We start from the raw sequence: 25,021 nt of genomic DNA, 5'->3' as shown, positions 1-25,021 counted from the left end.
GCCCCCTACCTTTGTCGGTCGCCTTCACAGTGAGGACAGCCAAGTGCTTTCCGGTGCCAGAGCCCTTGGCTCTCTTCATTTCCAAAGGTCCGACAAGTATGAGTAACCTTCATCACATCGTGGTGGTCGGTGGTGGTGCCGGCGGCCTGGAACTGGTCACCAGCCTCGGCAACAGACTGGGTAAGAAGCGCAAGGCGCGAGTTACCCTGGTCGACGCCAGCCTGACCCACGTCTGGAAACCCCTGCTGCACGAGGTAGCCTCGGGTTCACTGGACGCCAACGCCAATGAAATCAATTACCGGGCCCACGCTCGCAAACACCATTACGAGTTCCAGCTGGGACGGATGGGGGGGCTTGATCGGGAGTGCAAAGAGGTCATCATTGACGCGTTCCACGATGACGAAGGCCAGGAGGTGGTGCCCGAGCGCCGCATCAGCTATGACACCCTGGTGATCGCCGTTGGCAGCACCGCCAATGATTTCGGCACGCCCGGCGCCCAGGAACACTGCCTGTTCCTCGACAGCCTCCGGCAGGCCCGGCGTTTCCATAATCTGATGCTGAATGCCTTCCTGCGCAAGAACCACGAGGCCATGCAGGGCAAAGATCACGCCTTGAATATCAGTATCATCGGCGCCGGAGCCACCGGCGTGGAACTGGCGGCTGAGCTGCGACTCGCGTCCCGGGAACTGCCGGTTTACGGAATGAACCACCTGCAGGCGTCCGATGTGTCCATTTCCGTGATCGAGGCGGCGGATCGTATTCTTCCGGCCCTGCCCGGCCGTTTATCCTCCGCTGCGACCCGGGAACTGGAACGCCAGTATGTGAAGGTACTGGCAGGCCAGCCGGTGAGTGAGGTCCGGGAAAACAGCGTGGTCATGAAGGATGGCACAGAGCTGCCCTCCGAGATGACCATCTGGGCCGCCGGCATCAAGGCCCCCGCCTTTCTCAGTGATCTCGATGGCCTGGAAGTGAACCGCGGCAATCAGCTGGTGGTCGAACAGACCCTTCAGACCACACAGGATGCGGACATCTTTGCCTTCGGGGATTGCGCGGCCTGTCCGCAACCGGAGTCGGAGCGCCCCGTGCCTCCCAGGGCGCAGGCCGCGCACCAGCAGGCTGACGCACTCTACAAGACCCTCTGCAATCGTCTGGAAGGTAAAGAGGCGGTGCCGTTCGTCTACAACGACCACGGCTCACTGATCAATTTCAGTCGCTACACCACCGTCGGCAACCTGATGGGCAACCTGTCCGGGCGTAGCATGTACATTGAGGGCAAGGTGGCGAGGCTGTTTTACCTCTCGCTCTACCGGATGCACCAGGTCGCCCTGCACGGCATGATCCGGACCGGTATTATCTGGCTCATGGACCGGATCAGCCGGGCCATGCATCCAAGGCTCAAACTGCACTAACCGACGCTCAGCTGCTGGATCCAGTCGATCATCGGGGTCGGATAGACACCGAGCACGAGAATCGCAAGAGCCACGGCGATCAGCGTCAGCCCCCCGACCCGGCTGCCCCAGTCGTGAGCCGCATCACGGCGCGGCATGCCGGGTTCGGGAAGGTAAAGCGTCACCATCACTCGCAGGTAGTAGTACAGGCCGATGGCACTGCCTGCGACAATCCCGCCAACCAGCCACCAGCGACTCTCGGAAACCCCCAGGGCGATCACGTAGAACTTGCCGATGAACCCGGCCGTCAGCGGGATACCCGCCAGTGACAGGAAGCTGACGGTCATGACCGCTGCCAGATAGGGCCGGCGCCAGAAGAGCCCGCGATAAAGTGGCAGCGCGTCGGCATCCTCGCCTCCGAAGGGGCTGGACACCATCGTCACCACACCGAAGGCCGCCAGCGTTGTGATCAGGTAGGTCACCAGGTAAACCCCCGTGGTCTCGATCGCAAGGGCGTTGCCGGCGACGATTGCCACCAGCAGGTAACCGAAGTGGGCAACGGATGAATACCCCAGGAGACGTTTCAGGTTGGCCTGAAACAGGGCGAGCAGATTGCCGCCCAGCATGGTCAGCAACGCGAGCACCGTGATAACGGTTTGCATCCACTCACTCTGAAACACCGGCGCAGCCAATGCCAGTCGCAATAACACCACAAACACGGCCAGCTTGCTGACAGTGGCCAGGAAAATGGTGGCCGGTGCCGGACCGCCCTGGTAGACATCCGGCGTCCAGAGGTGGAAGGGCACAACGGAAAGTTTGAAGCCCAATCCGACGACTATCAGGGCAGCGCCAGCGAGCATCCAGGCATCCGATGCGCGAACCATCGCTCCGGTTACCCCGCCCAGATCCAGGGTGCCGGTCCGGGCATAAATCAGGGCCATGCCAAACAGGAGAAACGCCGTTGCTGTGGCTGAAAGCAGCAAGTACTTCATGCCGGCTTCCAGCGACCGCTCCGCCCGGAAACTGTAGGCCAGCATGCCATAAAGGGGCATGGACAGCAGTTCCAGGCCGATAAACAGCATGGCCAGATGATCGGCGGCCACCAGGGCCAGAGCACCCGAGGTCGCGCACAGCAGTAGCAGGTAGAACTCCTCTTTGGGACCGATATAACCGACGAGGTACTGATGGCTCAGTATCACCGTCACCAGGGCCGAGAGCAGGATCAGGGCGCCCGCGATAATTGCCAGCCCATCCACCTGCATCAGGGGAGGCGATCCGGCCAACATTGACTCCGCCGGCAGGCACAGCAGACCGACAATCAACCCGGCACTCGAGATAAGGGCCGTGGCCGTGTGGTGCCGCTGCCAGGCAATGACCAGCATGAGCAGTACAGCGGTCGAGCCAACGACGATCAGGGGCAGTATGGAAAAAAGTTCTCTGGCCGCCAGCATTAACGTACCTCCCCGAAAACGTCCACGGGGCTGATGCCGGCAAACAGGTCGGCAATGGTTCCGGACAGGCCTGCGGTCGTGTCCAGAAGAGGCTGGGGATAAAGGCCGACCAGGAGGACCAGGGCCAGCAGGACCAGCATCATGAAATACTCCCGCCAATCCGGGCCCGGCAGCGCGCCCTGCCGGTAAACGGGCCCGAAGTAGACTCGCTGCATCAGTAACAGGGAATAGATGGCCGAGAGTACCAGCCCGCTGCTGGCGATGATCACCACCACCGGCGCAGTCTGAAAGGTCCCGAACATGATCATGAACTCTCCGACAAAATTGGCCGTTGCCGGCATCCCGAGGGAGGCGGCAACAAAGCAGAGGGTAAGGCCGGGCAGGATGGGCAGACGCCCCCATAGCCCGCCCATCAGGCGCATATCGCGGGTATGGAGGCGCTCGTAGATCTGTCCGCTCAGGATAAACAGGCCCGCCGAAGAGAAAGCGTGCGCCACCATCAGCACTATCGCGCCCTGAACCGCGAGTTCCGACCCGGAGTAGATGGCAATCAGCACAAAGCCCATGTGGGAAATACTGGTGTAGGCAATCAACCGCTTCATGTCCTGCTGACCACAGGCGAGCACCGCACCATACACGATACTGAACAGGCCAAGGGCCATGGCCACCGGTGCAAAGGCCTGGGACTCTGCCGGGAACAGGGGCACGCCGAAACGCAGCATCCCGTAGGCCGCGGTTTTAAGCAGTATACCGGCCAGATCCACACTGCCCGCCGTCGGAGCCTGGGTATGTGCGTCGGGCAACCAGCCATGGAGCGGAACCACCGGCAATTTGACGGCAAACGCAACAAAGAATCCCAGCATCAGCCAGGGCGCGATGGCGTCGGGGATCTCGGCCTCCCGGAGCACGAAATAGTTGAACGACCACTCACCGGTGTTACCGAAATGGATGTACGCCAGCGCGAGAATCGCCACCAGCATCAGCAGGCCGCTGGCCTGGGTATAGATAAAAAACCGGGTGGCGGCCCGGATCCGGGTCTGTCCTGCGGAGCCACTGTGCCCCCAGAGTGCGATGAGGAAATACATGGGCACCAGCATCATTTCCCAGAACAGGAAAAACACAAACAGATCCAGCGACAGGAACACCCCCACGACGCCGCCAAGTATCCAGAGCAGGTTCAGGTGAAAAAAGCCGATACGATCACTGATTTCATGCCACGAACACAGCACCGCCAGGGTGCCAAGAAAGCCGGTGAGCGCCACCAGGATCAGTGACAGGCCATCCATGGCAAGGTGTACGTCGATGCCAAAGCGGGGAATCCAGCCCGTCCGCCATTCCAGGACCCAGTGGTCCTGACCACTTCCGGGAAGGGCAAAGTCGCTGGTAACCCACACCCAGAGGCTGATACCGAGCACAAACAGCATGGTCGCCAGGGCAATCCAGCGCGGGGCATGATGGCCCCAACGATCGGCCTGCCAGCACAACAGACCGCCCAGAAAGGGAATCAGAATCAGCCAGACCAGGATCATGCGGCACCCCCCGGAAACAGCACCAGGGCCAACAGAATAATCGTGGCCCCGAGTACCATGACCGTCGCGTAGCTGCGAATCCGGCCATTCTGGGCACGCACAAGCCCGCCGTTCAGGATCCGTGAAAGCAGCGCCGGAAGGTTCATGGCCATGTTGACAACGTCATGTCTGAGCACGCGCACCAGAAACAGCCAAGGTTTCACCAGCAGCCGGTCGTAGAAGACATCCACGCCCCAGGCCTGATGCCAGATACGCCATAACAGGGCCCCCACCCCTCGGGAGGCCTGCTGCTGAAGCCAGCGGCGACGGGCCAGAAACAGCCAGGCCGCGACCGCCAGGCCGGCAATCACGGTGCCGGTGGCCAGGGTCTGAAGCAGGGTATGGCCGGTCTCGGCACTGGCGCCGGGCGGAGCCGGGAACAGGTCATCCAGATGCGGATATAGCCAGGCTCCCAGCGCCGTGGACAACCCTGCCAGAACCACCAGGGGCAGATGGTGTGTCAGCGGATTACTGCCCTGCTCGGCGTGACGGGCGTTATCGCTGCCGTAGTCGCCATGGAAGGTGCCGACAATCAGTCGCACCGTATAAAGACAGGTCAGGAAAGCACCCAGCAGGCCCGCCAGCAGAAAGCCCTGGTGACCCGATGCCATCGCCTGCCAGAGGATTTCATCCTTACTGTAGAAACCGGCGGTTACCAGCGGCAGTGCCACCAGCGCCGACCCGCCCACCAGGAACCCGGCATAGGCCAGCGGCAGACGTTTTCTGAGGCCACCCAGCCTCGCCATGTCCTGCTCGTGGTGGCAACTGGTGATCACGGCGCCGGCGGACAGGAACAACAGCGCCTTGAAGAAAGCATGGGTCACCAGATGGAAGATGGCGGCATCAAACGCACCGGCACCCAGCGCCAGGAACATGTAGCCGATCTGGCTCATGGTGGAAAAAGCCAATACCCGTTTGATATCGGTCTGGGCCAGAGCGGCAAACGCCGCCAGTAATAGCGACACTGCGCCGATCACGCCAACCAGCCAGAGCACTTGCGGTGCCAGCAGGAACAGGCCGTTCAGTCGTGCAATCAGATAGACGCCGGCGGTTACCATGGTAGCCGCATGGATCAGTGCCGACACCGGGGTCGGGCCAGCCATGGCGTCCGGTAGCCAGGTATGCAGCGGTACCTGGGCGGATTTGCCCAGCGCCCCGCCGAGGATCAGCAACGCAGCAACGGTCGCAGTGGGATCCCCCACGGACCAGGCCTCGGCGGCCCGCGCCATCACCTGCTGGATATCCAGGGTACCCAGCTCGTTGAAGAGGAGGAACAGCCCCAGCGCCAGCAGCAGGTCGCCTACCCGCGTCACCAGGAACGCCTTGAACGCGGCTCGGCCATTGGCACTGTCCTGGTAGTAATAGCCAATCAGCAGATAACTGCACAACCCGACACCTTCCCATCCCAGGAACAGCAGCATCAGGTTATCCGCCAGCACCAGGATCAGCATGCTGAAGACAAACAGGTTCATCCAGGCGTAAAAGCGGGTAACACCGTCGTCACCAGCCATGTACCAGGCGGCAAACAGGTGAATAAAAAAGCCGACGCCGGTAATGACCGCCATCATGACCAGGGCCAGCCCATCCACCGACAGCCCGATCGTGGGCTTGAAGGCGCCCGCCTGAATCCAGGTCCAGAGGGTAAATCGCACAGCGCCATCCCCGGCGACATACAGGGAGATGGTCCACGCCGTCGCCAGCGCCGCCAGCCCAATGCTGACCACGCCAATCAGGGAACTGACGCGCGGCCCCAGTCGACCGCTGGAAAGCGCCAGCACCAGGGTACCGATCAGGGGACAGATAAACGACAGGGTGACAGGAAGATCCATCATCCGCGCATCCTGCTGACCAGATCCAGATTCAGGGACCGCGCCCGCTGGAACAGCTGGATCATCAGCGCCAGACCAACCGCTGCTTCCGCGGCAGCCAGCGTGATCACCAGCAGGAACATGGCCTGGCCCTCGGGCTGGCCCCAGGCGGTGGCCCCTACCACAAAGGCCAGCCCGGCCGCATTCAGCATCACCTCAAGGCTGATCAGCACGAACAGCATATTGCGGTGCCGCATCAACCCGACCAGACCCAGCACAAACAGTATGGCCGCCAGAATCAGACCGTGTTCCACCGGAATGCCTGTCATCAGCCTCCACTCCTGTTCCGCAACGGATTTGAACGACGCCCGACATGGGAGGCCGAGATCAGGGCACCCAGCAGTAACAGCGCCGCCAGTTCGACGACCACCAGCCAGGGACCGAACAGTGTCAGCCCCACCGACCTTGCCGCGAGCAGCTCCCCATCAATGGCCCCCGCCATGTCGCCCCGCACCAGCAGGGTGATCATGACCGCCAGCAACACCGCCGCCAGCACCGAGGGCCCGATCCAGAGTCGGGGATGGCGCCAGCCGGTGTGGTCGCTGTCCTGGTCCGGCCCGATGTTGAGCATCATCACCACGAACACGAACAGCACCATGATCGCCCCGGCATAGACGATGATTTCCAGGGCGCCGGCGAACGGTGCGCCGAGCGCGAAAAACACCATCGCCACCGCGATCAGCGAGACAATCAGGTAGACAACGGCGTGCACCGGGTTCCGGCCAGTGATCACACCCAGTGTGGCCAGTACCGCGACCAGGCCACTGAGATAAAATGCCAGCTCCATAGGGCCTCTCCTCCGGATCTACGGCAACAGCGAACGCACGTCCACCGGTTGCTCCTCATTCAGCGCCTGTCCCTTGTCCTTGCCGCCAATGGCCATGCCCGCCACCTTGTAGAAGTGGTAGTCGTGGTCCTTGCCCGGCCCGTTGATCAGCAGGTCCTCTTTCTCATACACCAGCTGCTGGCGATCGTACTCGCCCATCTCGAAATCCGGCGTCAACTGGATCGCCGAGGTGGGGCAGGCCTCCTCGCACATGCCGCAGAAGATGCATCGGGAGAAATTGATGCGGAAGAATTCCGGGTACCAGCGGCCGTCCTCCTGTTCCCCCTTCTGCAGGGAAATACAGTCCACCGGGCAGGCCACCGCACAGAGGTTGCAGGCCACACAGCGTTCCTCGCCATCCGGATCCCGGGTCAACACGATCCGGCCCCGGTAGCGGGGCGGCAGGTAGACCTCTTCGTCCGGGTAGTTCAACGTCTCCCGTTTGCGGAAACTGTGCATGAAGACCATGCCCAGGGTCCGCAACTGGCTCCAGGTCGCGGGCACCAGCCACAACACCGATTTGATGAACGGGACCTTTTCCTTCTCCATACCAGGGTCCTCCTCGGATTCACTCGCCAACCAGCAAAATGACCGCGCCGGTTGCCAACAGGTTGATCAGGGTCAGGGGCAGACACACCTTCCAGCCAAAACTCATCACCCGGTCATAACGGGGCCGCGGCAAGGAGGCCCGCAACAGGATGAACAACATCAGGAAGAAAGCCGTCTTGATCGCAAACCACAGAATCGGCGGCAGCCAGGGGCCATGCCAGCCACCAAAGAACAGGGTCACGATCAGCGCCGACACCAACACCATGCCGACGTACTCGCCAATAAAGAACAGGCCGAACTTCATGCTGGAGTATTCAATGTGATAGCCATCCGCCAGCTCCTGCTCGGCCTCCGGCTGGTCAAACGGGTGCCGGTGGGTGACGGCAATGCCGGCAATCAGGAAGGTACAGAAGCCGAAGAACTGCGGAATCACGAACCAGAGTCCGTTCTGGGCCGCGACAATCTCACGAAGGTTGAACGAGCCGGCCAGCGCCACCACGCCCATCAGCGAGAGCCCCATGAACACCTCGTAGGAAACGGTCTGTGCAGACGAGCGGATGGCGCCCAGCAGCGCGTACTTGTTGCCACTGGCCCAACCCCCTAGCAACACGGAATACACATTGATCCCGGCCATCGCCAGGAAAAACAGCAATCCGATGTGCAGGTCGGCAATCCCCCACCCGGGTGTAATCGGGATGATGATGAACGACAGCAACAAGGAAGCAAACGCAATCACCGGCGCCAGCACAAACAGCGGTCGGTCGGCGAAGGGCGGGATCCAGTCTTCCTTGAAGAAGATTTTGATCATGTCCGCCACCAGCTGCAGGGTGCCGAACGGCCCCACCCGGTTGGGTCCGTAGCGGTCCTGCCACAAACCGAGCAGACGCCGCTCCACGATGGTCAGAACGGCACCCAGCAGCACCGCGCCCAACAGGATCACCAGAGCCTGGAACATGCCCCAGAGAATGGCCTGCAGTTCGGGGCTCAACCAACTCATGGCCGCACCTCCTCTCCGGGGCTGGGCGTGGCCCCCGGACCGGCGCTCAGGGTCACCCGGGAGCCGTTCAACCCGGCCGAGACGCTGCCCGCAGGCAGACCCACCAGGCCGGCGGGCCAGTCAGGCTGGACCCGTGCCGGAAGGGTGACACAGGCGTGGTCGCCGGTGACCGTGACCAGCCCGCCCAGTTCCGCCCCCAGGCCTTTGGCATCGGTTTCAGAAAGCAGTAACACCGGGCGCTCCATTCGCTGCCGGATCGGCTCCGCCAGCGCCGAGGTTTCCTCGCCGCCGAACAGACGGGGCAACACCAGGGCCTGGCAGCCCTCGCCGTCCGCCCGGAACGCGTCAGGGATATTACCGGCATACTCATACCGGCCCGGCTGCGGGTTCAGCAGCCGGATACCCGGGTCGCCACCCCGTAAATGACCGCCCACCTCATCGGTGAACTTGTTCCATGCCTGGGGCGAATTCCAGCCCGGCGCCCAGGCAAACGGCACCTGTTGCCGGGGCTGCTGAAAGCCACTGTAGCCTTCCATCGAGAAGGCGAACGCGGTATCGGGATCCTGGGGCGAGCGCGGTTCACTGACATTCTGGTTGGCCCGCATGGATGTGCGGCCGCTGTACCGGTGAGGTTCCCGCGCCAGCCGAAGCCCTTCGACCCGATACCCCGAGTCCGGGGCCGCCTCCACAATCGGCGCCAGGTCCGCAAACGCCCTGGCGCAGGCACCGGTCACCTGATCGAGCGTAATCTCGCCGGAATCCGCCCGGCTCTGACGGTTCGACAGCGCATGCAACCAGCGCCAGCTTTCATGAATGCGCGCCTCCGGCCGCATGTAGGTTGGCTCGAAGACCTGGAAAAAACGCTGGGCCCGGCCTTCCAGGCTGACCAGGGTGCCGTCTGCCTCGGCAAAGGTGGCGGCCGGCAGCGAGAATGTGGCCCGTTCCAGGGTCCGGGTACGCTGGTGATCGATCACCACCGTCACCTCGGACCGATCCAGTGCCGCGTCGACGCGGGTATCCGGCAGGCGCCGGTACAGATCGTTTTCGAGAATGACCACCGCGTCGGCCTGTCCGGAGGACAGCTCATCCAGGGCCCAGTCCAGCGGCTGGCCGTCCATCAGTGACACGCCGGTGCTGTTGACCTCCCGGCGTATGAACACCAGTCCGCCCCGGCTCGCCCGGCGAGCCAGGGCCCGGGCGATATTCCCGGCGGCGTCCAGCACAGCCGGCGACATCAGTGACCCGCCACTGACCACCAGCGGCCGATCCGCGTTCATTAACGACTGCGCGATGTCCCCGGCCTGTTCGCGGAGCCCATCGGCCAGATCCCGAACGTCGGGCGCGGCCGGATCAATGGCGTGCGCGACGGCAAAGCCCAGTCTCGCGATCTCCTCCGGTGCCAGGGACAGCCTGGGCCGGGCGATTTCGTCCAGCTCGGTGGCCGCCGGATAGGCAATGAACAGCGGTTGCCGGTGATCCTGGGCCAGGGTCTTCATGGCCTCGGCATTCCACGCCGGCACGCCCAGCTTTGCGGCCCGCTCCGCAGGCGGAGCGGTGATCGCCTGGCGAATGGCCAGGCCCAGCCGCGCGGCACTTTCCATCGGATCTTCCCCCAACACCAGGACGGCGTCGTGCTCCTCCACTTCCCGGAGTGTGGGTATTGGCAGACCGCAACTGCGGTTGAGGTCGTTCATGCGCCGGAGGCAATCCTGTTCCAGGGCCCCGATGCCGGTGGAGAAGTTATCGGCGCCGACCAGTTCGCGAAGCTGGTGATTGCTCTCGAGGCTGGCCCGGGGCGATCCGATACCAATCACCCGGCGGGCATGGAGAAGGGCATCGCCAATGCGCGCCAGGGCGGCATCCACCTGCAGTTCGGCCGGCGGGTCATCCGGGGACGCCTGCCACTCGGGCACCCTGGGGCGGTCGGTGCGGTTCACATAGCCATAGCCGAACCGGCCCAGGTCACACAGGAAATAGCCGTTGAGATCGCCGTGGTAGCGGTTTTCGATGCGGCGAATCTCGCCATAGCGCTCGCCCGGACTGATGTTGCAGCCCATAGCGCACTGGTGGCAGATGCCCGGCGCAAACTGCAGATCCCACTTGCGGGTGTAGTGGTCGGAATGGCTCTGGTCGGTAAACACACCGGTGGGGCAGACCTCGGTCAGATTGCCCGCAAACCGGCTCTCGAGCGTACCCTCCTCGTGACGGCCGAAATAGATATTGTCCTTGGACCCGAACGCCCCGAGATCCTTGCCACCGGCGTAGTCGTTGTAAAAGCGCACGCAGCGGTAGCAGGTAATGCAGCGGTTCATCTCATGGGCAATGAACGGCCCCAGGTACTGGTTGCGACGGGTACGCTTGCGGAACCGGTAACGACGCCGGTCGTGGCCGGTCATCACGGTCATGTCCTGCAGGTGGCAATGACCACCCTCCTCGCACACCGGGCAGTCGTGGGGGTGGTTGATCATCAGCCATTCCACCACACTGGCCCGGAACGCCCGGGCCTCTTCATCCTCGATATCGATGCGGGTGCCGTCCGCCGCCGGTGTCATACAGGACATCACCAGCATGCCCCGGTCGTCGTCACTGTCCTTGTACTGGCGCACGATGCACTGGCGACAGGCCCCGACACTGCCCATGGCCGGGTGCCAGCAGAAATAGGGTATGTCCAGCCCAAGGGACAGGCAGGCATGGAGCAGGTTGTCTGCGCCATCGACCTCGTAGCTCTGGCCGTCCACATGAATGGTTGCCATGGTACTGGTTTACTCCCTGCTGCCAGTTGGTTGCTGCGTCATGCTTCCCCCACTGAAATCGGCTCGCCACGAGCCCTGCCCTCCGGAGAGCGCACCCCCTGCTCGAATTCGTGCCGAAAATGCCGGAGGGCCGTCTGCAGGGGCATCGCCGCACCCGGAGCGTGGGCGCAAAAGGTCAATCCCGGCCCGCAGTCCGCTGCCAACTTGTCCAGCAGCTCCACGTCTCCGGTCTCGCCTTCGCCGCGTTCCAGGGCCATCAGCAGCTTCACGGTCCACGGCAGTCCGTCCCGGCAGGGCGTGCACCAGCCGCAGGATTCCCGGGCAAAGAACGCCTCCAGGTTGCGCAGCAGCGAGACCATGCTCTGATCCTCGGCAACCACGGTCATCAGACCGGTTCCAAGGCGACTGCCCTCCTTGCCCACGGTGTCGAAATCCAGCGGCAGATCCAGGTGCTCCGGTAACAGGAACCCGGTGCTGGCGCCGCCGGGCAACCAGGCCTTGAGGTTGCGGCCATCCCGCAGGCCACCGGCACGATCCAGGATTTCCCGGCCGGTGACTCCGATGGGTAACTCCCAGAGTCCGGGCCGGTTCACCAGGCCCGAGGCGCCATACAGTTTGGTGCCACCATCGTCGGTGCGATCTCCGGACAGCCCCTGGTACCAGTCGGCGCCGCGCAGCAGGACGGCCGGCGCATTGCACAGGGTCTCCACGTTGTTCACTACCGTGGGCTTGCCCCAGGCCCCGGACTGCCCCGGGAACGGCGGCTTGGCCCGGGGATTGGCCCGCTTGCCTTCCAGGGAATTGAGCAGGGCGGTCTCCTCGCCGCAGATGTAGCGCCCGGCACCGGTGTGCAGGGCAATATCGAAGTCAAAACCGCTGCCGGCGATGTCGGGCCCGAGCCAGCCGGCGTTGCGTGCTTCCGCGAGCGCCTGCGACAGCACCCGGGCCGACTCCACGTATTCACCGCGCAGGAAGATGTAGCCATAACGGGCGTTATTCGCGAAGGCCGACAGGATCATGCCCTCAATCAGCAAATGGGGCTGCTGCTCCATCAGAAGGCGGTCCTTGAACGTGCCCGGCTCCATCTCATCGGCGTTGCAGACGATGTACCCCCGGGGCATGTCGCCGCCCTGCATGGTCAGGCTCCATTTCAGGCCGGCGGAAAAGCCGGCACCACCGCGGCCCCGGACATTGGCCTCCTTCATGGCGGCAATGACCGATTGGGGATCGTGCTCGTTCAGAACCTGCCTGACCGCCCGGTAGCCCTCTTTTGCCTCGTAGTCTGCGAGGTCGACAACCTTGCCGTCATCCCGCAGCCGCCAGGTCAGCGGATGAGTCTCCGGCGCCCGCTCGGAAGCGGGCTGAAGCAGGCGGCTGCGATAGATGGGCGACTGACGCTGACTGTTCACGAATAGCCCTCCAATACCGTCGGGAGATCATCGGCGCCCACCGGCCCATAGACATCATCGTCGATCATCAGGGCCGGCGCCCCGTCACAGGCCCCCAGGCAACACACGGGCAGGAGGGTGAAACGACCATCGGCAGTGGTTTCCCCCAGCCCTATGCCGAGGCGCTCGGTCAGGGCATTCAGGAGCTGGTCAAAACCGGTCAGGAAACAGGAGCTGGAATCGCACACCAGAATCACATGGCGTCCCACCGGCTGCCGGAAAATCAGACTGTAGAACGTGGCCACGCCCTCCACGCTGGCCGGGCCCACGCCCAGCACCCGTGCAATGGCGGGAATGGCGCCATCGGGCACCCAGCCATGGCGGCGCTGGACGATTTTCAGCGCCTCGATGCAGGCAGCCTGGCGCTGCTCGTAATGGCCCGCCTCTTCGCGCATGGCGGCCTCATCTTCCGGGTGCAGCCGGAAGCCGTCGGTGGTGATGGTCTGTGAGCTCGGTGTCGGTTCCATCATCAGCGGTCCACGTCTGCCATTACAAAATCAATGCTGCCCAGATGGGCGATCAGATCCGGCACAAAGCCGCCCCGCATCACACTGGGTATCTGCTGCAGGTGTGGGAAGCTCGGCGTCCGGATCCGGGTTCGGTAGCTCATGGTGTTGCCATCACTGGTCAGGTAATAGCTGTTGATACCCTTGGTGGCCTCCACCATCTGCATGGATTCCTGGGGTTTGAGCACCGGCCCCCAGGACACCTGCAGGAAGTGGGTAATCAGGGTTTCGATGTGCTCCAGCATCCGCTCCCGGGGCGGCGGTGTAGTGAGGGGGTGATCCGCCTTGAAATCCCCGGCCGGCATGTGATCCACGCATTGCTGGATAATCCGCAGGCTCTGGCGCATTTCCTCGATGCGGAGCTGACCGCGGTCGAAAACGTCGCCCCGGTCGCCCAGGGGCACGTCGAACTCGAAATTGTCATAGCCGGAATAGGGCCGCTGCTTGCGCAGATCAAAATTGCAGCCGGTGGCCCTCAGGTTGGGGCCGGTGACGCCCCAGGCCAGGGCTTCGGCGGTATCAAACGCGGCCACATTGCGGGTGCGCTCCCTCACCAGGGCGTTCTCCATCATGGCCCTCTCGTATTCCCGCAGCCGGGGAGGCATCCAGTCCAGGAACTCCTGAACCAGCTTCTCCCACCCCTGGGGCAGATCCTGCATCACCCCGCCAATGCGATACCAGGCCGGGTGCATCCGGAACCCGGTAATCCCTTCAATCACCTTGTAGCCCCGCTGACGATCACTGAAGGTAAAGAACACTGGTGTCATGGCCCCCAGATCCTGCAGGTAGGTCCCCAGGAACAGCAGATGGCTGGTGATCCGGAACATCTCCGCCATCATGACCCGGATGGTCTTCACCCGGTCCGGCACCTCGATGCCGGCCAGCTTCTCCACCGCCAGCACATAGGGCAGGTTGTTCATCACCCCACCGGTGTAGTCAATGCGGTCGGTGTAGGGAATGAAACTGTGCCAGGACTGGCGCTCGGCCATCTTTTCCGCGCCCCGGTGGTGGTAGCCAATGTCGGGGACGCAGTCGACCACTTCCTCACCATCCAGTTGCAGGACGATGCGAAAGGCGCCGTGGGCGGACGGATGGTTGGGCCCCAGGTTCAGGAACATGAACTCGGCGCCGTCCCGTTCCCGCGCCATGCCCCAGTCTTCGGGGACAAACTGCAGGGCCTCCTGCTCCTTTTCCTCACCGGCCACGGTCAGGGTATACGGATCGAACTCCGTCGCCCGGGCGGGGTAATCCTTGCGCAGCGGATGGCCGCTCCAGGTTGGCGGCATCAGGATTCGCGCGAGATGGGGGTGGCCGGAAAAGGCAATGCCGAACATGTCCCACACTTCCCGCTCATACCAGTTGGCAGCCGGAAACACGCCGGTGGCGGTGGGCAGGTTCAGGTCGTCCTCGGCCAGAGCGACTTTCAGCATGATGTCCCGGTTCCGTGACACCGACATCAGCTGATAGAACACGGTGAAGTCGGAGGGCGGCAAGCCCTGGCGATGGCCACGGAGCCGCTCGTCCATGGCGGAAAGATCGTAGAGCAGATCAAAGGGGGCGTTCAGGTTTTTCAGGTAGGCCAGAACATCCGTCAGCGCCTCCCGTGTAACCCAGAGCACTGGCATACCGGTATGAGTGTGCTGTTCGTGCAGCACACTGGCGCCGAAGTCCCTTTGCAGGGCTTCTACCCATTCATCACCGGTATTGTCCGTAGTCATGCTCGCGGTTCAACTCCTGATGGCCAGTTGTGAAACGACGGCTAACACTGTTACAGCTTGTCGGGTGTCCTCAGTTCCGTGGCCTGGATCCGCTGGTCCCGCCATTTTTCCCGTTGCGAGGGCATTTCAGCCCGATACACGCCCTGGTCCCCCACTACCCACGACAGCGGGCGCCGTTCTTCCTGGATAGAATCCTGCAACAGTTGCAGGCCCTGCAGGAATGCCTCCGGCCGGGGCGGGCAGCCGGGCACATAGACGTCCACCGGCAGAAATTTGTCGACGCCCTGGACCACGGAGTAGATGTCGTACATGCCCCCGGAATTGGCGCAGGAACCCATGGAAATCACCCATTTCGGTTCCAGCATCTGGTCGTACAGTTGCTGGATAACGGGCGCCATCTTGATGAAGCAGGTACCGGCAATGACCATGAAATCCGCCTGTCTGGGGGACGCCCGGATCACCTCGGAACCGAAGCGGGCAATATCGTGGGGCGAGGTGAAGGCCGTGGTCATTTCCACGTAACAGCAGGAAAGCCCGAAGTTGTATGGCCAGAGGGAATTCTTGCGGCCCCAGTTGACCGCCGAATTCAGCACTTCGCTCAGCCTGCCCGTAAACACATTGCGTTCAAGCTGTTGTTTGACCGGATCCTCGACCTTGCTTCGGCGATCCACCGGATAATGCGCATCGCCGCCCGGTGCTCCCTCGGCCCGGGTCAGGGTGTAGGCCATAGAATTCCTCCAGTGTTGTTCGGGCGCCGCGGCGCGCCTTCGCCTCTGGCCGGAACGCCCGGGCGGATGTTGTCAGGCGGTGCTTTTGCCGGACCGTCTGCGTTGCGGGGCCCAGTCGAGGGCTCCGGTACGGCTGTCGTAGATGAGACCGGCCAGAAGGATAAAGATGAACACAGCGGCACCCCAGAAACCGGTCCAGCCAACGTCGGGGATAACGATCGACCAAGCGAAGAGGAAAACCGCCTCGATGTCGAAGATCACGAACAACATGGCCACCAGATAGAATTTGACCGAAAAACGCTGGCGCGCACTTCCGGCACCTCGAATGCCGGATTCAAAGGGAAGTGTCTTGCTGATGCCATGACTGCGCCCGCCCAGCAGACTGGATGCGCCGACCATAAAGGCGCAAAGACCGCCTACCGCGAGGACAAAAAAGCCAGTGGCCCAGTACTCGGCAACGCCATTCGCCACGGTTTCCGACATGGGGTTCCTCTGAACGTTTGACTGAGTAGGCTTCCAACCACCTGTTTCAAAACTAGCAACGGGACTGCGATTGAGCAAATGACCAAGGGCAAGCCGAAGGGTCAGACGCACTGGACAAAGTCCCTCACGCCTCGGGTGTCGGCCTCACGGAAGCAGGAAATACAACTCTGGCTTCCAGGCCGCCAGCGGCGCTGGTGGCGAAACCTGCCTGTCCTCCATACCGTTTGACGATATCCAGAACGATAGCAAGTCCCAGTCCGTGCCCGGTGCTTTGCTGATCCAGCCGCAAGCCACGACGTCCCAGCTGCTCGCGGCCTTCTTCGGCCACTCCCGGGCCATCGTCATTTACGATAATCTGCAGTTGTTCACGGGTTTCCGATAAACACAGCTCGACGCATCGGTCCGACCACTTGCCGGCGTTATCCAGCAGATTGCCGAGTATTTCATTGAGATCGTGCTCCTCGATCGGCCAGCGGCGTTCCTGAGTCAGATCGGTGGAAAGCTCAAAGGACTTGTCCGGATACAGACGCCCCATCATCCACAGGAGATCCCGCGACTGGGATACCGGAAAGGCACTTTTACCCACCTGGGGGCCGGCGAACCGGCTTCGCCGCATTTCCGCCTCAAGCTGACGATCTATATCACTGAGCCGGGCCGCCATATCCCGGCGCAATCGATCACTCAGGGATTTCTCGGTGTCTTCCAGGCTTTGACGTACCGCTGCGATGGGCGTTTTCACGCTATGGGAGAGGTTGGCAAGGGCTTCCCTGGAGCGCTCAAGGCGTTGATCCTGGGAATCAAGCAACTGGTTGAGCTGCTGTACCAGGGGTCGGAACTCCTCGGGACACTCCACGTTGATGCGAGACACTTCGCGGTCCTGGAGCTTTCTCAGGGCAGCACGAAGTGTCACCACCGGCCGCATGGAAAGGGTGATACCCAGCCAGATACTCCCGACCATCAGAATGATCAGGAGAATCGATACCACCGCCGTCCACACATGCAGTTCGGCCTGGCTGTCGTCCAGCGCAGCCATATCCTCGGCCACCACAACGGTCACAGGCGAATCCCCTATCGCAAAAGACTGACGGTAAGCGAGGAGATCCGAAGGGGCATCACCGACATCCATGTCCCGTATTCGGACGGTTCCCGGCTGGCTCGATTTCAGCAAGGGGTTTAGCAACGTCCCCCAGGACCGGGGATAAACGACCGTACTGTCCCCGGAGGCGATGGCGAATCCGTGATGGAAAACTTCCTGGAAATAGCCGCCGGTTTTCAGGGCTTCTGTCTGTCCGCCGGATTCCCGTAACTGGTGCTCCAGAAAGGCCGCTTCGTCCTGCAATCGCCCTTCCACGAACTCCCGGGACATTCTGTCCAGCAGACTGCCATGAACAAACCAGGCAAGGGCCATCAACCCGATGCCTGCCGGGAGCAGGATGGCAAGGAGCATGCCCCGGACAGAATCGGGTTTTCTAAACAGCCTCATCAAACAGGTACCCCTGACCTCGCCGCGTTTTTATGGCGCTGGCACCCACCAGCTTCCTCAACCGACGGATGTAGGCCTCGATCACATTATCCGTGGGACTGTCACTGAGGTTATAGAGCTGCTCCATCAGCTGCTCCTTCGAGAAAACGTGGCCAGGATGGCTCATGAGGCATCGAAGCAGACGAAACTCGGTTCCCGTGAGGCTGTGTTCCGTCCCGTCCTTCACTCTGACCATCTGGCGGTTTTCATCCAATTCGATGGTACCAGCCCTCAGTGTGGACAGAACGCGACCTTCGCTGCGGCGGACAATGGCATGCAGCCGTGCAACCAGCTCCTCGGTCTGGAAAGGTTTGGCCAGGTAATCGTCCGCACCGGCTTTCAACCCGCCCACTTTGTCTTTCCAGTCGCCTCTTGCCGTCAGGATAAGCACTGGAAATGCCACGCGGTTTTCACGCCATTGACGGAGCACGTCCAGGCCATTCCCGTCCGGTAATCCGAGATCCAGCACGCAGGCGCGATACTCCTCCTGCCTGCCCAGCATCATCGCTTCGTGAACGGACGCGGCCCGATCCACGCTGAAGCCGGCCTTCTCCAGCTGTCTGGCAAGGCCTTCCGCCAACAGTTGGTCATCTTCCACCAGCAGTAAACGCATCTGCGAGGTCCTTTTGCCTTGGCCAGGAAATCCGACAGTGTTGCCGCCCTACCTGAATTCTGCCTGAAAAATCCGGGAATTCCTCAGTGTGGGCGCCACTCTGCATGGTATCAGGTAAATCTTTCGATCAGAGGCGGAGCGCTGATTGATGCAGGTCAAACCATGCCAGGAACGCCACCGACCTTTTCAGCCGCAATTCAGTTTGGTGTGCTGAGATAATGGAAAATTCACCAGGCCGGGGGAACAACCATGGCAAAAGCTCACAAACCGACCAGCCAGGAAGCCTTTTTGCTAAAACGTAAACTCAAAGTTGATGGACTCTCTGAGAGCGAGTGGGAGGATTTCATCCAAGAGCTGAACCAGCATCCCTGTATCGATTTTGCGGAACTCCAATGGGGAGATCAGCTGAACGTCACCTATGACGGCACTCACTGGTCCACTGACGAGCTGCTGGGGCTGGTTCAGTCTCATGGAGGGAAACTGAGGGACGGCTGGTGGACTCGCAGAAAGCTTGCCTGGTATCGCTTCACCGATGACAACGTGCGGGCGAACGCCAGCCACGAGCCTTTCTGTTGTTCAAAAATTCCGCCTATGAAGAAATAACAGGAACCTCAGTGAACCATCAGGAAGAGGACAGGACCACCCACTACCAGGCCGGCAGCCTGACGCTGCCGGGAACGGTCATGCTCGGTACCGGCGTCATGATCGGCGCCGGCATCTTTGCTCTCACCGGTCAGATGGCCCAGATGACCGGCCCGCTGTTTCCGCTGGCGTTTCTCGCAGCCGCCATCATTGTCAGCTTCAGTGCCTACTCCTACGTGAAGATTTCCAATGCCTATCCATCGGCGGGCGGCATTGGCATGTACCTTCACAAGGCGTATGGCCACAGCCTGGCGACCGCGTTCAACGCTCTGCTCATGTATTTTTCCATGGTGATCGCCCAGAGCTTCCTGGCGCGAACCTTCGGCTCGTACACCATGCAGTTGTTCGGCGGCGATCGAAGTGGCCACATGATTTCTGTTCTCGGAGTGTCCCTGATACTGGCGGCCTTCATCATCAATCTGCTGGGTAACCAGCTGATCCAGAAAGTGGCGTCGTTTATCGGCATTCTCAAAATCGGCGGCATTCTTCTCTTCGGCCTCGTCGGGGTCTGGATTGCCGACAGCCTGTCTCTCGACATCCCCGCCGGCACTCCACAGGACGCGGGTACCGCTGGCGCGTTCCTGGGCGCAACCGCCCTGGGCATCCTGGCCTTCAAGGGTTTTACGACCATTACCAACAGTGGCTCGGAGGTAAAGGATCCCCACCGGAACGTCGGCCGGGCCATTATCATTTCGATTGCCGCCTGTGTCGTTATCTACACCCTGGTGGGGTTTGCGGTATCAAGCAATCTCTCGCTGGCCGAGATCATCAGAACTCGTAACTATTCGCTGGCCGCAGCCGCGCGGCCGGCCCTGGGCGATTATGGCGTCTGGTTCACCGTGATCATCGCCATGACCGCCACGGCCGGCGGGATCCTCGCCAGCATCTTCGCAGTGTCAAGAATGCTGGCCATGCTGACCGAAATGAAGCTGGTTCCCCACAGTCACTTTGGTATGCCCGGTAGCATCCAGAAACACACCCTGGTCTACACCGTGGTTCTGGGGCTTGTCCTGACTGCGTTTTTTGATCTTTCCCGCATTGCCGCACTGGGTATCATTTTCTATCTGATCATGGACATTGCGATTCACTGGGGCGTTCTCCGTCACCTCCGCGAGGACGTGAAAGCTCGCCCCTGGATTCCCGCAACAGCGATTGTGCTGGACCTGCTGGCACTGGGAGGCTTTGTCTGGGTCAAATTGACGACCGACCCATTCGTCCTGGCCGTTGCCGCGGTAACGATGATGGTACTTGCCATCGCCGAAGCCTGGTTCCTGAGCACCACCCGTGCGGTCGCCACCGACAATCAAAAAGGGTCCCACGCCCACCAACATGGAAATTCCTCAGAGTAAAAGGAGCACAGCTCATGATGGGAGACTCAACGTTCGGCATGACCCTGTTTGCGGGCCATGGCTTCTGGCCCCTGCTCATCGCCGTATTTATCGTGGTGCCGGTCTGGCGGATCTGCCAGCGTGCCGGTTTTTCCGGATGGCTCAGCCTGTTGACGCTTGTTCCACTGGTGAACCTCGGCTTGCTGTATTTTCTCGCATTTGCCGAATGGCCCATCGACAAACGGACCGATCCATCAAACTGAACCGCCCGACGGAAACCCGTTGCGGTTCGCATTCTCAAACTGGGAGGTTTCATGTCCTACACGATGAACCGGACAATCACCGACGCGGACTTTGACACGGTTGATGAACGGGCACGCAAGGCCCTCGCCGATCACGGTTTCGGCGTCCTTACCGAGATTGATGTCAAAGCCACCATGAAGAAGAAGCTGGACAAGGACATGTCCGCCTACCGAATCCTGGGTGCCTGCAACCCCACCATGGCCTGGGAAGCCATCGGGCTGGAGCCCAGGGTCGGTTCCATGCTTCCGTGCAATGTCATCCTGCGGGAAGTCCAGGGCGGCGTTGAAGTGAGCGCCATTGACCCCGTTGCTTCCATGTCAGCCATCGACAATGACGCCCTCAAAGAGGTTGCCGGCCAGGTGCGGGACATGCTCTCGAAAGTGGTCGAAGCGGTATAGACGGAGCCCTGGATAAATGACTCCATCGACGGAGCTGATCTCCGTACGATGGAGTCAGCGACTACCCGAGCGTCCCCAATATGGGGAAGGCCGATAGCATCCAGCTCGCGAACCGGGTCATCTGTCCGGTAATCACCAATACGCCCATCAATACCAGCACCGCACCCGCAAACATCCGCAGATACCGGCTCCAGTGGCCGAACCGACGCAACTTCACCCGGAAATGTTCGATAAATAGCGACGTTCCCAGAAACGGGATCGCCAGTCCAACCGAGTACATGGTCAGGTAAACGATACCGGTTTCGGCGTTCGCCTGGGTTGAGCTCAGTGCCAGTATGGCTCCGAGAATCGGACCGATGCAGGGCGTCCAGCCAATAGCAAACGCAAGACCCAGAAGGAAGGCCGCCGTTGGCCGCCCGCCCTCCAGGGTGTGTCCGAAGCGCCAGTCCCGTTGCAGTGCCGGCATACTCCACCAGCCGAGCATGAACAGGCCCATCAGGACGATCAGCAACCCTGCGACAAGGTTAGCCTCCTCGCGGTACACCCTCAGCCACTGGCCCAGTAGGCTGGCGCTCGCACCCAGGGCAATAAAGATAACGCTGAATCCGAGGACGAAACAGAAGCTCAGCCAGAAGGCCTTCAGGCGGTTTTCGCTCTCATTGACGGCGCCGCCGGTCACCACGGACAGATAGCCGGGCACCAGCGACAATGTGCAGGGTGAGAGGAATGACACCAGGCCGCCCAGAAAGGCGGCCATGACACCCCAGGTGGCAAGATCCGGCATATCAGAACTCGTACCGTTTCAGGACTTTGGTGTGTCCACGGGGGGCAAACGCGACAACCTCAAAGTTATCCTGTCGACCGGTCTCCATCCCCGGCGAGCCTTGTGGCATACCCGGAACGGCAATACCGATGGTACGGTCTCCCAGCGGGTAGGTACCATTGGTCAGGTAGGCCCGGATATCCTCCATCGGTACATGGCCCTCGATCACAACGCCATCCACCACAGCCGTATGGCAGGACATCATGGTCTGGGGCACTCCGTACTCGGCCTTGATGCGGTTCATGTCGTTGGTGTTTTTCACCGTCAGGTCAAAGCCAGCGTTTTTCGCATCATCCACCCAGCGCGCGCAGCAGGAGCAGGTCGGGCTTTTGAAGACGGTCATGGCCGGCCCTTCCGCCACAGACGCAGGCGTAGAAGCTTCGTCACCAAAGCCCACGGCCTGGAGCCGATATCCGATGGCGAATACGCCAATGACAAGGGCAGTCAGGCCCAGAGTCGTCTGAAGTTTCATACATCACCTCGAAAATTGAAAGGATGGGCGCCCGACCCTCGACGGGCGCCCTTTATAACGACTAACCAATGACTATTTGGCAGCATTGCCATGATGATCGGATTCCATACTGGCGCCCGAATGGGATTTCATCATTTTGAGGCAGGCATCCTGCATGGCTTCACGATCGTCTTCAGACAGGGAGGACATGACTTTCATCATTTCAGCCATACCCTCCATGTTCATCATCTGCATCATGTTCCCTGAGCCGCCTCCACTCATGCCCATGCCTGAGTTGTCTCCCTGATGGGCAGAGACAACGGCACTTGTAAATAGTGAAGCAGCAAGGAAGAGACCGGTCGTCAGTCTGGCGGTCGATTTTTTCATAGGTAACTCCTTTCCGGTACGCCGGATGGGCGCACCCGTTACAAAACGGTCAATGGCGTCGTGAGCGGAATCGCTCAGTCTTGGAACACATTGGAGTTCAGGAAAGGAGATCAGGAGGAGGCGTCAGAACCTCCAGCAAAGGGCTTTGATAAATGATTGTCGTATGCGGGAGACGCTCGCCGTCCGAAGAGGCCCCCGACGGTAGTTGCAGGGGGGACAGCAAGCCGGCGACGGACAGGCTCATACATTGCTGGACACTGATCATGCAATGGGATTGTTCCAGACTCTCGCAGCCGCCCCACATCCACTGGTTGCGACTGTCGAGCCGGGTAGCCTGAGCTCCACAACCCTGGCCTTGCGACGCAGTGGAAGAGGCATGCTGCAGACTGCCGTGACCAGGAATTGCGCCCACAGAGGGCCCGCTCACCAACATGAGGATAATCAGAAGCCCTGTGACAATCCGGCTAAGCGTCATATAGTGAACGTTTCCGAAACCAGAATCCCGAACAGATTGGGACATAATCCACGGCAAAAGCCCGAAAACCTGGGCCGGGAAAGTGCGATGAGTACAAGATACAGGTTGTAGCGACTCACAGGTCAATAGTACCGGGAAGATCAGGCAACACCTTGACTCCCGTCAACACCGGTTTCCACCAATAAAACCAAAGCATTGAACTGGTTCCGGCCAACCCTAATCCGGTCAGGCGTGTATTAAGGCTCGAGGGGTAGACCGTAGCGGGCTCGGCCAGATGCAACTCAGCATCAGGCCGAGCCCAGCAAACAGGAAGTGGCGACCTTGAAAGTCGCCTCTGCGTTTAGTCGTGGCTGATCATGATATGTCTCACGACGGTGTAGTCTTCAAGGCTGTACATGGACATGTCTTTGCCATAGCCCGACATCTTCACGCCCCCATGGGGCATTTCCGAGGCCAGCAGCATGTGAGTGTTGATCCAGGTGCAACCATAACGGAGTTTTGCCGCCAGACGGGTGGCTCGAGCGGTGTCTCGTGTCCAGACTGAAGATGCCAGGCCATAAATCGAGTCATTGGCGAAGTCGAGTACCTGGGATTCCGTCTCGAACGACGTGACGGAAACGACAGGGCCGAAAACTTCCTTCTGGACGATTTCGTCAGTTTGCCTGGCGTCGGCGATCACGGTTGGTGCAAAGAAGTTACCGGACTGGTCCAGCCTGCCGCCACCGGTGGTAATCCTGATATGGTCCAGGGCTTCGGCGCGTTTTACAAAGCCCTCGATTCGCTCAAGGTGTGCCTTGCTGACGACCGGCCCAATGTCACTGTCTTCCTCGAAGGGCATTCCCACACGGATGGTCCGCACGGCCTCAGTCAGTGCGTCGACAAACTGATCATAAATGGATTCGTGGACATAGACCCGTGATGCCGCAGTGCAGTCCTGTCCTGAGTTGGTGAACGCAAAATTCTTCACGCCATCAACCGCTTTCTCAAGATCCGCGTCGTCAAAGACGATAACCGGGGCTTTGCCGCCCAGTTCCATATGCGTCCGTTTCATCGTGGCGGCGCCGCTACTCACGATAGCCTGACCCGTAGGAATCGATCCCGTAAGTGACACCATATCAACGTCCGGATGGGACGTCAGTGGCGCGCCGACGGTCTGGCCACGGCCAAAAACGACATTGAAAACGCCGGCCGGCAGCTTGTCCTTGAGCATGGCGGCGAGCTGCAGGGTTGTCAGCGGTGTGAGTTCAGAGGGCTTGAGAACCACGGTGTTTCCGGCTGCAAGTGCAGGCCCCAGCTTCCAGGCAGCCATCATCAACGGGTAATTCCACGGAGCAATTGAGGCAACAACGCCAATCGCATCGCGGCGAATCATGGAGGTAAAACCGGGAAGGTATTCGCCGCCGGCAGAGCCGTTCATGCAGCGGGCAGCACCGGCAAAGAATCGGAAGATATCAACAACGGCGGGAATTTCTTCCTCAAGCATCAGGTGATACGGCTTTCCCGTATCCAGACATTCCAGCTTTGCGAACAACTCGGCATTGCCTTCGATCAGATCGGCAATGCCCAGCAGATGGAGTGAGCGATCCTTGGGAGTCAGCTCCGACCAGCCGGCAAACGCAGCCCGTGCGGCCTTGACCGCCTCATCCACCTGAGATTCGGTCGCTTCGTTGATAGCCAGAACGTGTTCGCCGTTATGGGGGGACACAATATCAACGGACTCACCCTGGCCCGCCACAAGCATCCCATTGATAAGCATCTGTTGTTCAATATTTTTGTTCATTTGATTCATGGCTTGG

24 protein-coding genes are annotated in these 25,021 nt (G+C 60.9%); 5 read left to right on the top strand and 19 right to left on the bottom strand.

The genetic code is table 11. The features are described from left to right. Positions 1–98: 98 nt before the first annotated feature. Positions 99–1,409: an NAD(P)/FAD-dependent oxidoreductase gene (locus MSNKSG1_RS15360; RefSeq protein ID WP_008940209.1), complete on the top strand. Its 1,311-nt coding sequence runs from the start codon at positions 99–101 to the stop codon at positions 1,407–1,409. Here the strand turns inward: MSNKSG1_RS15360 and nuoN are convergent. From nuoN to MSNKSG1_RS15285, 15 genes are all read right to left on the bottom strand, one after another. Continuing rightward, positions 1,406–2,839: an NADH-quinone oxidoreductase subunit NuoN gene (gene nuoN / locus MSNKSG1_RS15355; protein WP_008940208.1), complete on the bottom strand. Its 1,434-nt coding sequence runs from the start codon at positions 2,837–2,839 to the stop codon at positions 1,406–1,408. The two genes, MSNKSG1_RS15360 and nuoN, sit on opposite strands and share 4 nt — an antisense overlap. Further along, on the bottom strand, positions 2,839–4,368 hold the full coding sequence (gene nuoM / locus MSNKSG1_RS15350; protein ID WP_008940207.1) for an NADH-quinone oxidoreductase subunit M: 1,530 nt from the start codon (positions 4,366–4,368) through the stop codon (positions 2,839–2,841). The genes nuoN and nuoM overlap by 1 nt, the downstream gene beginning before the upstream one ends. After that, positions 4,365–6,239 carry an NADH-quinone oxidoreductase subunit L gene (nuoL, locus tag MSNKSG1_RS15345; RefSeq protein WP_008940206.1) on the bottom strand — a complete coding sequence of 625 codons (1,875 nt, stop codon included), beginning with the start codon at positions 6,237–6,239 and terminating at the stop codon, positions 4,365–4,367. Before nuoL ends, nuoM begins: the two co-directional genes overlap by 4 nt. Further along, positions 6,236–6,544, bottom strand: a complete 309-nt coding sequence (nuoK, locus tag MSNKSG1_RS15340) for an NADH-quinone oxidoreductase subunit NuoK (RefSeq protein ID WP_008940205.1) — start codon at positions 6,542–6,544, stop codon at positions 6,236–6,238. The genes nuoL and nuoK overlap by 4 nt, the downstream gene beginning before the upstream one ends. Continuing rightward, positions 6,544–7,062, bottom strand: a complete 519-nt coding sequence (nuoJ, locus tag MSNKSG1_RS15335) for an NADH-quinone oxidoreductase subunit J (RefSeq protein WP_008940204.1) — start codon at positions 7,060–7,062, stop codon at positions 6,544–6,546. Before nuoJ ends, nuoK begins: the two co-directional genes overlap by 1 nt. A gap of 18 nt (positions 7,063–7,080) precedes the next feature. Beyond that, positions 7,081–7,650 carry an NADH-quinone oxidoreductase subunit NuoI gene (gene nuoI / locus MSNKSG1_RS15330; protein WP_008940203.1) on the bottom strand — a complete coding sequence of 190 codons (570 nt, stop codon included), beginning with the start codon at positions 7,648–7,650 and terminating at the stop codon, positions 7,081–7,083. Positions 7,651–7,669: 19 nt separating this feature from the next. Next, positions 7,670–8,647 (bottom strand): NADH-quinone oxidoreductase subunit NuoH, encoded by a 978-nt coding sequence (gene nuoH / locus MSNKSG1_RS15325; protein WP_008940202.1) that lies wholly within the window; start codon positions 8,645–8,647, stop codon positions 7,670–7,672. Then, positions 8,644–11,400: an NADH-quinone oxidoreductase subunit NuoG gene (gene nuoG, locus MSNKSG1_RS15320; RefSeq protein ID WP_008940201.1), complete on the bottom strand. Its 2,757-nt coding sequence runs from the start codon at positions 11,398–11,400 to the stop codon at positions 8,644–8,646. Before nuoG ends, nuoH begins: the two co-directional genes overlap by 4 nt. A gap of 38 nt (positions 11,401–11,438) precedes the next feature. Continuing rightward, positions 11,439–12,809, bottom strand: a complete 1,371-nt coding sequence (gene nuoF, locus MSNKSG1_RS15315) for an NADH-quinone oxidoreductase subunit NuoF (protein WP_008940200.1) — start codon at positions 12,807–12,809, stop codon at positions 11,439–11,441. Further along, positions 12,806–13,318: an NADH-quinone oxidoreductase subunit NuoE gene (gene nuoE / locus MSNKSG1_RS15310; RefSeq protein ID WP_008940199.1), complete on the bottom strand. Its 513-nt coding sequence runs from the start codon at positions 13,316–13,318 to the stop codon at positions 12,806–12,808. Before nuoE ends, nuoF begins: the two co-directional genes overlap by 4 nt. After that, complete coding sequence (gene nuoC / locus MSNKSG1_RS15305; protein ID WP_008940198.1) at positions 13,318–15,072, bottom strand: NADH-quinone oxidoreductase subunit C/D; 1,755 nt, start codon at positions 15,070–15,072, stop codon at positions 13,318–13,320. The genes nuoE and nuoC overlap by 1 nt, the downstream gene beginning before the upstream one ends. A 50-nt stretch (positions 15,073–15,122) precedes the next feature. Further along, positions 15,123–15,800, bottom strand: coding sequence for a NuoB/complex I 20 kDa subunit family protein (locus MSNKSG1_RS15300; RefSeq protein WP_008940197.1), 678 nt, complete (start codon positions 15,798–15,800; stop codon positions 15,123–15,125). A 72-nt stretch (positions 15,801–15,872) separates the two neighbouring features. Further along, positions 15,873–16,283: an NADH-quinone oxidoreductase subunit A gene (gene ndhC / locus MSNKSG1_RS15295; protein WP_008940196.1), complete on the bottom strand. Its 411-nt coding sequence runs from the start codon at positions 16,281–16,283 to the stop codon at positions 15,873–15,875. A gap of 124 nt (positions 16,284–16,407) precedes the next feature. After that, the gene (locus MSNKSG1_RS15290; protein WP_008940195.1) at positions 16,408–17,766 is read right to left on the bottom strand and encodes an ATP-binding protein; all 1,359 of its coding nucleotides are present in this window, start codon (positions 17,764–17,766) and stop codon (positions 16,408–16,410) included. Next, complete coding sequence (locus tag MSNKSG1_RS15285) at positions 17,753–18,418, bottom strand: response regulator transcription factor (protein ID WP_008940194.1); 666 nt, start codon at positions 18,416–18,418, stop codon at positions 17,753–17,755. The genes MSNKSG1_RS15290 and MSNKSG1_RS15285 overlap by 14 nt, the downstream gene beginning before the upstream one ends. A gap of 249 nt (positions 18,419–18,667) precedes the next feature. Between MSNKSG1_RS15285 and MSNKSG1_RS15280 the strand changes: the two genes are divergently transcribed. Genes MSNKSG1_RS15280 through MSNKSG1_RS15265 form a run of 4 tightly spaced genes read left to right on the top strand, consistent with a single transcriptional unit; the run spans position 18,668 to position 21,089 of the window. Then, positions 18,668–19,021: a hypothetical protein gene (locus MSNKSG1_RS15280; protein WP_008940193.1), complete on the top strand. Its 354-nt coding sequence runs from the start codon at positions 18,668–18,670 to the stop codon at positions 19,019–19,021. An 11-nt stretch (positions 19,022–19,032) separates the two neighbouring features. Further along, complete coding sequence (locus tag MSNKSG1_RS15275; protein ID WP_008940192.1) at positions 19,033–20,409, top strand: APC family permease; 1,377 nt, start codon at positions 19,033–19,035, stop codon at positions 20,407–20,409. Positions 20,410–20,423: 14 nt separating this feature from the next. Next, positions 20,424–20,651 carry a hypothetical protein gene (locus MSNKSG1_RS15270; RefSeq protein ID WP_008940191.1) on the top strand — a complete coding sequence of 76 codons (228 nt, stop codon included), beginning with the start codon at positions 20,424–20,426 and terminating at the stop codon, positions 20,649–20,651. A 51-nt stretch (positions 20,652–20,702) separates the two neighbouring features. Then, positions 20,703–21,089, top strand: a complete 387-nt coding sequence (locus tag MSNKSG1_RS15265) for a DUF302 domain-containing protein (RefSeq protein ID WP_008940190.1) — start codon at positions 20,703–20,705, stop codon at positions 21,087–21,089. A 61-nt stretch (positions 21,090–21,150) separates the two neighbouring features. Here the strand turns inward: MSNKSG1_RS15265 and MSNKSG1_RS15260 are convergent, their stop codons facing one another. The 4 genes from MSNKSG1_RS15260 to MSNKSG1_RS15240 all read right to left on the bottom strand — a co-directional run bounded on the left by MSNKSG1_RS15260 (position 21,151) and on the right by MSNKSG1_RS15240 (position 24,993). Continuing rightward, complete coding sequence (locus MSNKSG1_RS15260) at positions 21,151–21,873, bottom strand: cytochrome c biogenesis CcdA family protein (protein ID WP_008940189.1); 723 nt, start codon at positions 21,871–21,873, stop codon at positions 21,151–21,153. 1 nt (position 21,874) lies between these two features. Then, positions 21,875–22,384 carry a DUF411 domain-containing protein gene (locus MSNKSG1_RS15255; RefSeq protein WP_008940188.1) on the bottom strand — a complete coding sequence of 170 codons (510 nt, stop codon included), beginning with the start codon at positions 22,382–22,384 and terminating at the stop codon, positions 21,875–21,877. Positions 22,385–22,456: 72 nt separating this feature from the next. Continuing rightward, positions 22,457–22,750, bottom strand: a complete 294-nt coding sequence (locus MSNKSG1_RS15250; protein WP_008940187.1) for a hypothetical protein — start codon at positions 22,748–22,750, stop codon at positions 22,457–22,459. Positions 22,751–23,565: 815 nt separating this feature from the next. After that, positions 23,566–24,993 carry a gamma-aminobutyraldehyde dehydrogenase gene (locus tag MSNKSG1_RS15240; RefSeq protein WP_040886989.1) on the bottom strand — a complete coding sequence of 476 codons (1,428 nt, stop codon included), beginning with the start codon at positions 24,991–24,993 and terminating at the stop codon, positions 23,566–23,568. Positions 24,994–25,021 lie beyond the last annotated feature (28 nt).

Source organism: Marinobacter santoriniensis NKSG1, from assembly GCF_000347775.1.
Taxonomy (GTDB): domain Bacteria; phylum Pseudomonadota; class Gammaproteobacteria; order Pseudomonadales; family Oleiphilaceae; genus Marinobacter; species Marinobacter santoriniensis.
Note: the sequence above shows the minus strand (reverse complement) of the source record. Positions and strands in the feature narration are given on the sequence as shown.